The organism is Streptomyces sp. NPDC059455, from assembly GCF_042750115.1.
Classification (GTDB): Bacteria; Actinomycetota; Actinomycetes; order Streptomycetales; family Streptomycetaceae; genus Streptomyces; species Streptomyces endocoffeicus.
The window spans coordinates 1-11,897 of record NZ_JBHYVB010000153.1; the positions used below are offsets into that span (position 1 = coordinate 1).

The 11,897-nt window shown below is 72.2% G+C and carries 11 protein-coding genes; 10 read left to right on the forward strand and 1 reads right to left on the reverse strand.

Annotation, left to right across the window (positions count from 1 at the left end):
- The first annotated feature begins 150 nt into the window (after window positions 1-150).
- From ACFXB5_RS38370 to ACFXB5_RS38385, 4 genes are all read left to right on the forward strand, one after another.
- Window positions 151-645, forward strand: coding sequence for a YbaK/EbsC family protein (locus tag ACFXB5_RS38370; protein ID WP_385217219.1), 495 nt, complete (start codon window positions 151-153; stop codon window positions 643-645).
- A complete protein-coding gene (locus tag ACFXB5_RS38375) occupies window positions 642-1,529 on the forward strand; it encodes an EamA family transporter (RefSeq protein ID WP_385217222.1) in 888 nt (295 codons plus the stop codon). Before ACFXB5_RS38370 ends, ACFXB5_RS38375 begins: the two co-directional genes overlap by 4 nt.
- A gap of 145 nt (window positions 1,530-1,674) precedes the next feature.
- On the forward strand, window positions 1,675-2,070 hold the full coding sequence (locus tag ACFXB5_RS38380; RefSeq protein ID WP_385217225.1) for a hypothetical protein: 396 nt from the start codon (window positions 1,675-1,677) through the stop codon (window positions 2,068-2,070).
- 2 nt (window positions 2,071-2,072) lie between these two features.
- The gene (locus ACFXB5_RS38385) at window positions 2,073-4,778 is read left to right on the forward strand and encodes an ABC transporter substrate-binding protein (RefSeq protein WP_385217227.1); all 2,706 of its coding nucleotides are present in this window, start codon (window positions 2,073-2,075) and stop codon (window positions 4,776-4,778) included.
- Here the strand turns inward: ACFXB5_RS38385 and ACFXB5_RS38390 are convergent.
- The gene (locus ACFXB5_RS38390) at window positions 4,751-5,551 is read right to left on the reverse strand and encodes an SDR family NAD(P)-dependent oxidoreductase (protein ID WP_385217278.1); all 801 of its coding nucleotides are present in this window, start codon (window positions 5,549-5,551) and stop codon (window positions 4,751-4,753) included. The genes ACFXB5_RS38385 and ACFXB5_RS38390 overlap by 28 nt on opposite strands.
- Before the next feature lie 158 nt (window positions 5,552-5,709).
- Between ACFXB5_RS38390 and ACFXB5_RS38395 the strand changes: the two genes are divergently transcribed.
- The 6 genes from ACFXB5_RS38395 (at window position 5,710) to ACFXB5_RS38420 (ending at window position 11,720) form a co-directional block, all read left to right on the forward strand.
- Window positions 5,710-6,945, forward strand: coding sequence for a serine hydrolase domain-containing protein (locus ACFXB5_RS38395; RefSeq protein ID WP_385217230.1), 1,236 nt, complete (start codon window positions 5,710-5,712; stop codon window positions 6,943-6,945).
- Window positions 6,946-7,298: 353 nt separating this feature from the next.
- The gene (locus ACFXB5_RS38400) at window positions 7,299-8,570 is read left to right on the forward strand and encodes a hypothetical protein (RefSeq protein ID WP_385217233.1); all 1,272 of its coding nucleotides are present in this window, start codon (window positions 7,299-7,301) and stop codon (window positions 8,568-8,570) included.
- Window positions 8,567-9,520, forward strand: a complete 954-nt coding sequence (locus ACFXB5_RS38405; protein WP_385217236.1) for a sigma factor-like helix-turn-helix DNA-binding protein — start codon at window positions 8,567-8,569, stop codon at window positions 9,518-9,520. Before ACFXB5_RS38400 ends, ACFXB5_RS38405 begins: the two co-directional genes overlap by 4 nt.
- A 297-nt stretch (window positions 9,521-9,817) precedes the next feature.
- On the forward strand, window positions 9,818-10,258 hold the full coding sequence (locus tag ACFXB5_RS38410; protein ID WP_385217238.1) for a hypothetical protein: 441 nt from the start codon (window positions 9,818-9,820) through the stop codon (window positions 10,256-10,258).
- A complete protein-coding gene (locus tag ACFXB5_RS38415) occupies window positions 10,252-10,566 on the forward strand; it encodes a hypothetical protein (protein WP_344317262.1) in 315 nt (104 codons plus the stop codon). The genes ACFXB5_RS38410 and ACFXB5_RS38415 overlap by 7 nt, the downstream gene beginning before the upstream one ends.
- Window positions 10,567-10,625: 59 nt before the next feature.
- Window positions 10,626-11,720 (forward strand): ATP-binding protein, encoded by a 1,095-nt coding sequence (locus ACFXB5_RS38420; RefSeq protein ID WP_385217241.1) that lies wholly within the window; start codon window positions 10,626-10,628, stop codon window positions 11,718-11,720.
- The last annotated feature ends 177 nt before the right edge of the window (window positions 11,721-11,897 follow it).

An 11,897-nucleotide genomic window follows, 5' to 3' on the forward strand; every position in this document is an offset into this window, starting at 1 on the left:
AGCGCCCGCGGCGCGCGCCCGGGGCTCCGCCCCCCCCCCGGCGTGCTTCGCGTTCGGCCGGTCGGCGGGTCGGGCCGGTCGACGGGGCCCGCATGCCACCGGCGGGAAAAGTCCTGGCGGGGGGCGCGGGGGCGTCGATAGCGTCGTTCCATGGTCGACTCCACCCCTGACACCGCCGCCCACCCCCGCTTCGCCGACGCCCTGCGCGAGCTCGGCCTGGACGTCGAGGTGCGCCGGTTCCCCGACGCCACCCGTACCGCCGCCGAGGCCGCCGCGGCGATCGGCTGTGAGCTGAGCCAGATCGTCAAGTCGCTGGTCTTCGAGGCGGACGGACAGCCGGTGGTGGTGCTGATGGACGGGGCGTCACGGGTCGACGTCGAGCTCGTACGGCGAGAACTGGGCGCCGGGAGCGTCCGCCGGGCGGACGCGGCGCTGGTGCGGGAGACCACCGGCTACGCCATCGGCGGGGTGCCGCCCTTCGGCCACCGCACCCGTACCCGCGTCCTCGCCGACCGCCGGCTGCTGGACCACGAGACCGTATGGGCCGCGGCGGGCAATCCGCACACCGTCTTCCCGCTCGGCCCCAAGGCCCTGATCGCGCATGCCGAGGCCACCCTGGTGGATGTGCGCGAGCGGTCCGCGTGACCCCGCTGGTCGCGGCCGCCGTACTCATAGCGGCCGTCACCCACGCCAGTTGGAACGCCATCGCGCACGGCATCAGGGACCAGTTGCTCGCCTTCACCCTGGTGGGCGGCGGCGGGGCACTGTGCGGGCTGGCGCTGCTGCCGCTCACCCCGCTGCCCGCGGCGGACGCCTGGCCGTATCTGCTGGCCTCCGCGGCCATCCATGTGGTCTATCAGCTGCTGCTCATGCGCTCGTTCCACCTGGGCGACTTCGGCCAGATGTACCCCATCGCGCGCGGCACCGCACCGCTGGTGGTGACCGTGGCCGCCGCGGTCTTCGTCGGCGAGCGGCCGGACCGCTGGCAGGCGGCGGGCATCGCGCTGGCCTCGGCGGGGCTGGTGGGCGTGGCGCTGTGGGGCATCAGGGGGTCGCGGCACGCCGAGCGCGAGGGGAACGGGGAGAACGGCGGGGGCGCGCCGCAGTGGCTCGCCCTTACGGCCGCCATCGCCACCGGTCTGTCCATCGCCGCGTACACCGTCGTGGACGGTCTGGGGGTACGCGCCTCCGGCAGCCCGCCCGGCTACATCGCCTGGCTGATGATCCTGGAGGGCTTCGCCATCCCCGTCTGCGCCCTGGTGATCCGGCGCGGTGCGCTCCTCCGGCAGCTGCGGCCGGTCGCGGCGCGCGGACTGCTCGGCGGGCTGCTGTCGGTCGCCGCCTACGGTCTGGTCCTGTGGGCCCAGACCCGGGCCGAACTCGCCCCGATCGCGGCACTGCGCGAATCGTCGATCATCGTGGGCGCGGCGATCGGCGCGCTGTTCTTCAAGGAGGGGTTCGGCGGTCCGAGGATCGCGGCGGCGGGGCTGATGGTCGCGGGCATCGGGCTGATGCTGCACGCGGGCTGACCGCGCACTCCGTCGCGCGTGCCCCGCACTCGTCGCGCCCGCACTCCGTCGCACCCGTACTCCGTTGCCCCTGCGCTCCGTTGATCCTGCGCGGGCGGCTCTGGGTACGACAGAATCGGGAGACCGTCGTCACAAGGGGGACTTGGTGCGGATCGACGTAGCGGTGACCGGTGGGGAGGCGGAGCTCCGTTCGCTCCACGACTGGCTGAGACGGGATCCGGGCGCGCGCCATGGCGCCCGGGTGGAGCTGGTCCAGGCCGAGCCCTCGCCGGGCCAGATGGGCGTGCTCACCGATGTGCTGCAGCTCATCACCGACAACGCCTGGAGCGCGGCCTCCTTCGCGCTGGCGCTGTCCACCTGGCGGCAGACGCGGCCGCACGGGCAACGGATCACCGTGCGCCGTGGCGACCTTACGGTCGACATCGACAGCGGCGGCGACGAGGAGCTGCGGCGGCTGATCGACGCGCTGGAGCGCCCGGCGGCCCCCGAACCGGAACGGGAACCCGAACCGGACCGTCAGGGCGGCGGGGAAGGGCGATAGCCGTGGCCGTTCTGCCCGACCCGGCCGCCAGCCGCGCGGTGCTCATCGGCACCAGCCGCTACGCCCACCTGGAGCAGATCCCGGCGGTGGCCAACAACCTGAGCGCGCTGGCGGCGGCCCTGTGCGCCCCGGGCTCCTGGGGACTGAGGCCCGAGCACTGCACGGTCATCGAGGACCCCAGCACCGCGGTCGAGGTCCTCGAGGCCGTCCGGACCGCGGCCGAGGAGGCCACGGACACCCTGCTGGTGTACTTCGCCGGACACGGCCTCGTGGAACCGCGCCGCGGCGAGCTCTTCCTGGGACTGACCGGGTCCATACAGCACCGCTCCTACACCGGACTGCCGTACGGCACGCTGCGCGACGTCGTGCTGGACGGGCGGGCCGGGCGTCAGGTGATGCTGCTCGACTGCTGCTTCAGCGGACGCGTGCTCGGCTTCATGAGCGCGGCGAGCGCCGAGGCGGTCATCGACCAGGTGGAGATCGAGGGCACCTATCTGCTGGCCTCCGTCCCCGACACCAGCTTCGCGCTCGCCCCGCCCGGTGAGACCCATACGGCCTTCACGGGTGAGCTGCTGCGGCTGTTGCGCGAGGGGGTGCCGGGCGGGCCGGAGTTGCTGGACCTGGACACGGTCTACGCGCAGGTGTACGCGGCACTGCGGGCCAAGGGGCGGCCGCTGCCGCAGAAGCGTGACCGCAATACGGCGGGCGGGCTCGCCCTGGCCCGTAACGCCGCCTGGGCACCGCCCGGTTTCGGCCCGGCACCCCCGCCGTACGACCACGAGCCGACGCCGCCCACGCCGCCGCCCGCCGTGCCGCCGATGCCCACCTGGTCGCCGATGGCCCTGCCGTCGCCCGCCCCGCTTCCCTCCCCCGGCGGCGCCGCTCGGGGCCGCCGCCGCGCCGTCACCTACGGGCTGGCGGGAGCGCTCTTCGTGGCCCTGGTGGCCGCGGGCGTGCCCCTGGCGATGTCCTGGATGGATGGCTCCTCCAAGGACGACTCCGGGCGCGACACCGGGCGCGACACCTCCAAGTCGTCCGGCAAACCGAAGCCGGGCCCCACCTCCGGGTACAACGCCGCGACCAAGGGCTCCGTCGTCAACGCCTCGACGAAACCGGGCGGGACGCTGAAGTTCATCAGCCAGAACGACGCGGATTACTGGGACCCCCAACGCACCTATTTCGGCTTCGTCTGGAACTTCTCCCGCTACTACGCCCGCCAATTGGTCACCTACGCCCCCAAGCCCGGTAAGGACGGCGCCGAACTGGTCCCCGACCTCGCGGAGAAGACGGCCAAGGTGACCGACGGCGGTAAGACGTACACCTACACTCTGCGCGACGGGATCACCTGGGAGGACGGCTCCCCGATCACGTCCTATGACATCAAATACGGCATTGAGCGGGTCTGGGCCCAGAACGACATCCCGGGTGGCCCAATCTTCCTCCAGCAGGCGCTCGATCCCGACCTCACCTACAAAGGCCCGTACAAGGGCACCTCCGATCTGAAGGCCATCAAGACCCCGGACGACAGGACCATCGTCTTCAAACTGCCCAAGCTCAACGGCGACTTCGAGCGCATGCTCGCCACACCGTCCGGATCCCCCGTGAAAAAGGAGAAGGACACCAAGGGCAAGTACACGAACAGGCCGTTCTCCTCGGGGCCGTACAAATTCGACTCCTATCAGCCGGGCAAATCGCTGGAACTGGTCCGCAACACCGAGTGGAAGCGGTCGTCCGACCCGATCCGCGCCGCTCTTCCCGACCGGATCACGGTGAATGTCAACGACGATGAGCAGGCGAAGGCCGAGGCACTGTTCTCAGGCCAGTACCACCTGGACCTGGAATCCTCCGGGCTCACCGGGACCGCCCTCACCAAGGCCAGGAGCAGTTCAGACCTGAGTGCCCGGCTGGACAACCCGTACACCCAGGGCCTCCTGTTGGCCGCCCTCCCCCGCTCCGTCAAACCCCTGGACAACGTCCACTGCCGTAAGGCGGTCCTCTACGCGGCGGACAGAGAGAACATGCAAACCGCCTCCGGTGGTGTGCTCTCCGGCGATATCGCACCCCATATGCTCCCGTCCACCATCACGGGCTCCGACTCCTCCTACGACCCGTACGAGACGCGCAAGACGCGTGGCAAGCCGAACGCCACCAAGGCGAAAGAAGAGCTGAAGGCGTGCGGAAAGCCGAACGGCTTCACGACCACCATCGCGGTGCGCAATAACCGCCCAGCCGACGTGGCCGTCGCCGAGTCGCTCAGGTCGTCGCTGGAAAAAGTCGGTATCGACACCGATATCGATCAGGTCGACTTCGCCCGATACAGCGAGACGTTGGGCGCACCCGAGGTGGTGAAGAAGAAGGGGTACGGCATCGTCATCTACCGGTGGAGCTCCGACCTCCCGACCGGTCAGAGCTTTCTCCAGCTGCTCGCCGACAGCCGTTTCATCGAGAGAACCGCGAACCTCAATGTCGCGGAGGTGGACGACCCGACGATCGACCACCTCTTCGACACGGCGATCGCCGAACAGGCCCCGGAGAAGGCCGGGGACGACTACGCGCAGATCAATCGGAGGATCTCCGACTCCGCCGCCTATCTGCCCATCCTGTTCCAGAAGAGCGTGCTCTGGCGCGGCTCCCGGCTGACCAACGTCTATACGAGCGACCCCTGGCAGGGCGGCTACGACTATGTCTCGCTGGGCGTCTCCGAGTGACCGAAGGCCCTGCGCACCGCCACGTTCGTGGTCGTGATGCCGCCGTCCACGGGGAGGGTGATCCCGGTGATCCAGGCGGCGTCGGAGGAGGCGAGGAAGGTGATGGCGGCGGCGATGTCGGTGGGTTCGCCGACCCGGCCGAGGGGGTAGACCTCGGCGGCGCGGCGCAGGGTGTCCTCCTGGCCGTCCCAGCCGGGGGTGCGGATCGTGCCGGGGGCCACGAGGTTGACGCGGACGCCCCGGCCGGCGGCGTGGGCGGCCAGGGTGCGGGTGAGGCTGCCCAGGCCCGCCTTGGCGGCGCTGTAGGCGTGGTTGCCGAAGTCCTGGAGGCCGTTGACCGAGCCGACGTTGACGATCGCGCCCCGGCCGTCCGCGGCGGCCAGATGCGGCAGCGCGGCGCGGGAGAAGCGGAAGGCGCCGCCGAGGGTGACATCGATGTCCTGCTGCCACTCGTCGTCCGCCTGGTCCTCGAACAGCGGGGTGTCGACGTGACACGAGTGGGCGCTGTTGACCAGGACGTCCAGCCTTCCGAAGCTCCTTACGGCGTGCGCCACGGCCGCCTCGATGTCCGCCCGCCGGGCCACGTCGCAGCCCAGCGACTCGACCTCGCCGCCGTCGGCCCGTATGGAAGCGGCGGCCTTCGCGGCCCGTTCACCGTCCTGGTCGGTGATCAGCACCCGGGCGCCCTCGTCGGCGAACCGGCGGGCGGTCACCTCACCGATCCCGCGCCCCGCGCCGGTGAGCATGACCGCGTAGCCCTCGAATCTCCGCACCATGTGCCCCTTCTCGTCGGCTCCGGGACCACCGCCGCCCCATGGCGGCGGGTCCGCCGGGATCATGCCCGGCCCCGGCATGATCCTCACGCGGGGGGCGTTGCACCATAAGAGAAACACAGCACACACGCTCGGGTCGGCATGGCGGGAGTCGGACAGTGGTGGACGTCCAGGGCACGGTGGCGGACGGTTTTGAACCGGTCCGGGACGCCTTCGCGGCGAACTTCGCCCGGCACGGTGAGCGCGGCGCGGCCGTGGTCCTGTACCGGGAGGGCGAGAAGATCGTCGATCTGTGGGGCGGTACGAAGACCCCCGACAACGACGGCGACAACAGCCCCGAGGCGTCCGGCGACGGCCCCGAGCCCTGGGTCCAGGACACCGCCCAGATCGTCCGGTCGGTCACCAAGGGCGTGGCCGCCGCCGTGCCGCTGCTGCTGCACCAGCGCGGCCAGCTGGACCTGGACGGCCGGGTCAGCACCTACTGGCCGGAGTTCAAGGCGGCGGGCAAGGAGCGGGTGCTGGTGCGCCATCTCCTCGCGCACCGCACCGGCGTGCCCGTGCTCGACACCCCGCTGACCCCCGCCGAGGCCATCGACGGCATATCCGGGCCGCGGGCCGTCGCCGCCCAGCAGCCCGTATGGGAGCCCGGTACGGCCCACGGCTACCACGCCCAGACGTACAGCTGGCTGCTGGGCGAGCTGGTGCGCAGGGTCACCGGGCGGACCATCGGGCGCTGGATCGCCGAGGAGATCGCCCGGCCGCTGGGGCTCGACCTGTGGCTCGGGCTGCCCGAGGAGCAGCGGGGCCGGGTGGGCCGGATCGCGGCGGTGGAGGCGCTCTCCGCGCCCGTCGCCCAGGGGCCGCGGCTGCGCCCCAAGCGGTCGGTCGCCGAGGCGTACCGGGACCCCGAGTCGCTGACCCGGCGGGCGTTCGCCGCGATCACACCGCTGCCGGACGAGAACGACCCCGCGTATCTGGCCGCCGAGTTGCCCGCCTCGGGCGGGGTGGCGACCGCCGAAGCGCTGGCCCGCTTCTACGCGGCGCTGATCGGCCCACTGCCCTCGGCCCGTACGGCCCGTTCGGGGGGCAGGCTGTTCGCCCCGGCGACGCTGACGATGGCCCGTACCGAGGAGTCCGCTGGTCCGGACCGGGTCCTGGTCGTCGGTACCCGGTTCGGCCTCGGCTACATGCTGCACGGCCCGGCCTGCCCGCTGCTGGGGCCGGGTTCCTTCGGCCACCCGGGGCGCGGTGGCTCCCTCGCCTTCGCCGACCCGGAGGCGCGCATCGGCTTTGCCTACGTCACCAACGGTATGCGGCGCGGTGTCACCGCCGACCCGCGTGCGCAGGCCCTTGTGCGCGCGGTGCGGGCCAGCCTGGCGGCGCGGGAGGCGTAACGGCCCGAGGCGCCGCAGGTGCGGTGGGGCGGCGTGGAAGAGGACGCGTCACGCGCCCCCGGTATGCCTCCGAGCGCCCTCGCGTACCCGCACACGCGGGTCCCCCAGGGCCAAGGGTCCCTATTGCGCCGCCCCCGGCCACCGCACACTGGAATCCGGGGGAAATCGGGGGGCACGTGGCTCGGTTACGGGGGCGGCTGCGGCCGCGTTCATGGGCATGGGCGTGGCGGTGGCCACGCGAGGAACGACAGCGGGGGCGTGGGCGGGCGCCGCGCCCCACCGACGGATATCACCAGGTCGCCGAACCGCCGGCCGACCGGAACCGGCTGGCCCGCCGGGACATGGAATGGCAGATGCTGCGCATCCTGCTGATCTTCCGTCTGATGCACGGCATCCAGCTGGCGGTGACGGTTCCGGGGATCGCGGGCCATCTGCCGCACCGCGGCGGTGCGTTGCTGCTGCTGATAGCGGTGGTGGCCGAATCCGTGTGGTTCGTCGCGCGTATCGTCCGCAACCACCGGCGGGTGCTCGCGGACGATACCGAGCGGGAGCGCGCGGGCGTCCGGCCCGATCCGCAAGGCCCGCCGCCGACCACGTACGACGGTGTGGCGGCCGGGGTGGAGCTGTGCTCGGCCGTGGCGTTCCTGTGGGCGTGTGCGCTGGTCATGGGCGCGCACCGGTCACAGGACATGGCCCCGCTGCTGGTGCTGACCACCGAGCAGATCTCGGCCGCGGGCATCGGCTCGGCGCTCGGCCAGCCGCGGCGGGTGCTGATCACCGGCACCTGCGCGATCGCCGCCTCCTACGCCGCGGTCGTCGCCCTGGGCGACGGCGGCCCGGCGGCGCTGACCCGCTCCGATGTGCTCATCGGGCTCACCGGCTACGGGGCGCTGGCGTATCTCATCCGCCGCGGCGCCGCGTTCCTGCTGCAACTCGCCGCCGACCTGGGTGACATGAGCCTTCAGCTGCATGAGCAGGAGCAGCGCAAGCTGCTCGCCATCGAGCTCCACAACCACCTCGGCCACACCCTCAACGCCGTCCAGCGGATCGACGCCTCGGACCCCGACCAGATCGACTCGTTGCGCAAATCGGCGGTGGTGGCGCGGGAGCGGCTGGCCACCTTCATCGGCACCGGGCGGTTCAGCGAGTCGGTGCCGCTGATCGGCATGGTCCACCGGCAGGTGGCCCTGGCCACCAACGACACCCTCACCGTGGAGCCGATCGTCACCGAGCGGGTGGTCGGCGCCGCGGCCCGGGTGCTGCCGTCCCAGGTGGAGCTGCTGGAGCCCGCGCTGCGCGCCCTGCTGATCAATGTGCCGCGCAGCGCCGGGGTGCATGACGCGGTGCTGCATGTGGACCTCGTCGAGGACGCCGACGGCGGCGAGCTGGTGGAGCTGGTGGTCACCGACGAGGGCGTGGGCTTCCCGCCCGGGGTGCTGGCGCGCGGGGTCGGCGCCATGCGGTCGCTGGCGCTGCACGAGAGCCTGCTGCGCGAGCGGGGCGGGGCGCTGCGGGTGCGGTCGGTCGCCGGGTTCACGCAGGTGACGCTCACCCTGCCGATCCAACGGGACAACAACACCGAGCCGAGTTACACGACCGAGCCGAGTCAAGGGGGCGTCGGATGAGAGACGAGTCGGCCGAGTACGGACCGAAGCAGCCACTCCAGGTGGCGGTGGTCGAGGACCATGAGATGACCAGACGCGGCCTGGTGGCCGCGCTGAACGCCGATCCACGGCTGACCGTGGTCAGCGAGGTGGACTCCGTGGAACAGCTCGAGGTGAGCGGTGCGGAGTACGACGTGTGCGTGGCGGACATGATGGGGGTCGGCACCGCCGAACAGTTCGCCGATCTGGTGCGCCGCTCGGACGTGGTGGTGTGCACGGCGGCCGAACAGTGGCGCCAGCGGGTGGCCCCCTGGGTGTGCGGGGCGAAGGCGGTCTTCGGCAAGACGGTCGGCGCGGCGGTCCTGGCCAATGCCGTATGGGACGCCCGCAACCATCCGCACTGGCTGAAACCACATCTGGCCTCCGCCCTGGAGACGGCGGTGCGCGAATGCGGGCTCAGCGTGCCGCCGTACTTCGCCGATCTGCTGGGACGCACGGCCCGCGGCGGCCGGGTGGCCTGGATCCTGGAGGAGCTGGGCGTCAGCGAGAAGCGCTACGGGGAGGATCTGCGGGACTTCCGGATGCAGTGCGCCCGAGCCGGGCTCGGCCAGCTGACCCTGCTGGACGCGCTCTACATGGCCTCGTCGGCCGAGCAGCCGCCCGCCCATGAGCCCGTGGTGTTCTCCCCCTGGGCCGCCGGGCTGAGCGAGGGCCAGGTCCGCGCGCTGGAGTGGTACGCGGACGGGTACTCGTACGAGGAGACGGCCGCCCACCTCGATGTGAAGGTCTCCACGGTCCGTACGCAGATAGACCGGGCCATGACCGCCTGCGGGATCAACTCCAAACCGGCCGACATCCGCATGATGTTCGCGATGTACGTATGCTCCCGGCACACCAAACCGGATCTGCTGCTGCGCCGGCTGACCGAGATGGGGGCGCATCCGCCGCGCCGGGGCGGGGCCGAGCGATGAGGGCCCGCACGATGAGGGGACGAGCGACGAGGGCCCGCGCGATGATGGTCCTCACGACGACGGCCCGCGCGACGACGGTCCGCGCGACGAGGGCCCGCGCGACGAGGGCCCGCGCGGATGTCGGTTTCTGTCGTCACGGGCGCCGACAGCGATCTCCCGGATTTCCCACCGTCCCGGGGGACGAAAAGCGACACGCGAGGCGCGCAGGATCGGTGTCGGGCCCTCGCCGGGGGAGCCGGGGGCCCGCCTCTTCGGACGACCGGTTCGGACGACGGATTCGGAAGACGGGGGAAGCCCATGCCTGACCAGCGCGGCGCTCGTGAGACGGCCACCGACGACCGTTTCCTCGGCACCTTCGACGTGACGCTCCGCGGGACGGACGCCCGGCTCGAGTGCCGGTCCCCCGGGGCCGGGAGCGACCGGGAGCGCGAGCACGGGCGGGGCGCCCGGCGCGTATCGCCGCGCGGCGTCCTCCGCTACCGCGATGTGGTCTCCTTCCTGGTCCGCAACCGCCCGCGGGCGCCGGAAGCGGCCGCCGGCGCCGTGCTGCGGCGGCGCCAAGGCCCGGTGTTCCTCGTGCAGACCTTCTTCCTGAACCAGGAGGGCGTCCCGCTGAGCGACACCGAGGCGTCCGCCCCGGTCTGGGTCTGCCGGGCCCGGCGCCTGGACGAGGAGTTGTGCGCGGCCTTCGGGGACAAGGACCTCATCATCTTCGGAGAGGCGGGGCCGTCATGCTGAGCCTGCTGGGCATGGTCCTCCTCGCGCTCGGCGGGATCGGCGCGGTCGCGGTGGTCCATGTCGTCTGCGTGACCATCGAGCTCCTGGCGGACTGGTTCCGGTCCCGGAGCGAGCGGCTGCACACCGATCCCGATCTGCGGGCGGTCACCGTCTCCGAGTCCATCCGCAACGGCAATGTCAGCTATATCCAGGGGCTCTTCGACACCTCGCGGGAGCAGTTCGTCGAAAGCCGCCGGATCGAGGGGAAGCAGGCCGAGCAGCGGGTGCGCAGCGCTCATACACACCACCGGGTCGCGGTCTGGGGCTGAGGGTCCGGGGCCGGGTCCGTGGGTCCGGGGCGCGGCCGGCGTTCGAGGGGGGAGATCCAGTGAGGAACCTGGGAAGGGGTTCGCGTACCGCCTTCGCCGTCACCGGGATTCCGGGCGGCACCGACGATGTGGAGGCGGCGCTGCTGCGGACCCGGCTGATCGAGGCCGCGAAGGAGTTCAGCGGCCGCGGCGGACCACGGCCGCTCACCGTCACCGTCACCAATCAACCGCCGGGGACGGCGGAGTCGGGGCCGCGCGCGGGCCCGACGGCGGAGACGGAAGCGGAAGCGGAAGCGGAAGCGGGGCCGGACGAGCCATCGATCGCGGAGCGGGCGCGGCGGTTCACCGCGACGCCACCGCTGTACACCTTCGACCGGCTGGTGCTCCCGGACCGGACGCTCGACCAACTGCTGCGCGCCGTGCACACCGTGGAGCAGCGCCGGGTGCTGTTCGACGAGTGGGGGCTGCGCGAGATCCAGCCGCACCCCGGTTCGGCGATCAACCTGGAGGGCGCGCCCGGCACCGGCAAGACCCTGGCCGCCCACGCCCTCGCCCACCGGCTGGGGCGTCCGCTGATACAGGCCCGCGCCTCGCAGTTGGAGAGCAAGTACCACGGGGAGGGCCCGAAGAATCTGGCGGCGCTCTTCCATGCGGCGCGCGAGCAGGGCGCGGTGCTCTTCCTGGACGAGGCGGACGCGCTGATGTCCTCGCGGTTCGAGACCACCACCCATGGCTCGGAGCACGCGGTGAACGCCATGCGCAGCGAGATGCTGACCGCCCTGGACAGCCATGAGGGGCTGGTCGTCCTGGCCACCAACCTGGTGACCAGCTATGACACGGCGTTCGACAGCCGGGTGTGGCATGTGCGCTTCCCGGCGCCGGACGAGGCGGCGCGCGCCGGGATCTGGCGGCGTCATCTGCCCGAGGCGCTGCCCCTCGCCGAGGACGTCTCACCGGAGGGGCTGGCCGGGGTCGACGAGGTGACCGGGCGCGATATCCGCCGTGCGGTGATCGACGCGGCGGCGGAGGTGCTGCGGACGGGGCGGCCGCGGGTGCGGCAGGCGGATCTGCTGGCGGCGGTGGAACGGATCAAGGCCGGGCGCCCGTGCCGAGCGGCGCCGACCCCGATGTCCATATCCGGCGGAGCCGGATGACCGTTCACCTCACCGGAGCGTGTCGCCGCACCGGCGCTGGTCACGTCATCCCTTTCCCCTCCCCACACCACCGACATGCGGCTCCGCCGCATGGCAGGGGCGCGCCCTCCCCGGCCCCCGGGGTGTGGGGGGGAGCGCCCGTCCGGGGGGGTGGGCGGGGGCGCGGCCCGGGGGCGG

Bases quoted from the DNA above. Each gene is read 5' to 3' on its own strand.
- ACFXB5_RS38370 (WP_385217219.1), top strand. From the start codon at position 151: ATGGTCGACTCCACCCCTGACACCGCCGCCCACCCCCGCTTCGCCGAC.
- ACFXB5_RS38400 (WP_385217233.1), top strand. From the start codon at position 7,299: ATGCTGCGCATCCTGCTGATCTTCCGTCTGATGCACGGCATCCAGCTG.
- ACFXB5_RS38405 (WP_385217236.1), top strand. From the start codon at position 8,567: ATGAGAGACGAGTCGGCCGAGTACGGACCGAAGCAGCCACTCCAGGTG.
- ACFXB5_RS38410 (WP_385217238.1), top strand. From the start codon at position 9,818: ATGCCTGACCAGCGCGGCGCTCGTGAGACGGCCACCGACGACCGTTTC.
- ACFXB5_RS38415 (WP_344317262.1), top strand. From the start codon at position 10,252: ATGCTGAGCCTGCTGGGCATGGTCCTCCTCGCGCTCGGCGGGATCGGC.